This window comes from Shigella sp. FC1544 (assembly GCF_001722145.1).
Classification (GTDB): domain Bacteria; phylum Pseudomonadota; class Gammaproteobacteria; order Enterobacterales; family Enterobacteriaceae; genus Escherichia; species Escherichia coli.
In genome coordinates, this window is record NZ_MECT01000454.1 from 1 (window position 1) to 428 (window position 428).

Annotated in this window: 1 protein-coding gene; it reads right to left on the reverse strand. The window is 61.2% G+C overall.

Translation table 11 applies throughout. The features are described 5' to 3' along the window. Positions 1-428: IS66 family transposase (locus BGK49_RS18265; protein ID WP_146628140.1), on the reverse strand; the 428-nt coding region annotated here is incomplete at both ends.

The window sequence follows — 428 nt, forward strand, 5'->3', positions numbered from 1 at the left end:
GGGTGCGAACGTGCACATCGTGGATTTTACGGCGGGCGTGAGCCCAACAGGCGGCTTCCGTTATCCGGCCATCCCGGTACAGCTCGTTGAACCCGGCGTATGCATCCGCCTGCAGTACACCACTGAACCCCGCAAGATGGGTCTGCGGATGGATGCCTTTTCTGTCCGGGCTGTAAGCGAACCACACCGCCGGCGCCAGCGTTAACCCGGCGTTACGGTCGTCACGAACGTAGGTCCATAACCGCCCGGTCTTCGTTTTCTTATTGCCTGGCAACAGCACCGGGACAGGCGTGTCATCAGCATGGAGCTTACCGTCAGTCAGCACATAGTCCTGAAGCGCTTCTTCCAGCGGTGACAGTAGCCGGCAGCATGCATCCACCCAGCCCGACAGCAGTGAACGACTCAGCTCCACGCCCTGGCGGCCGTAC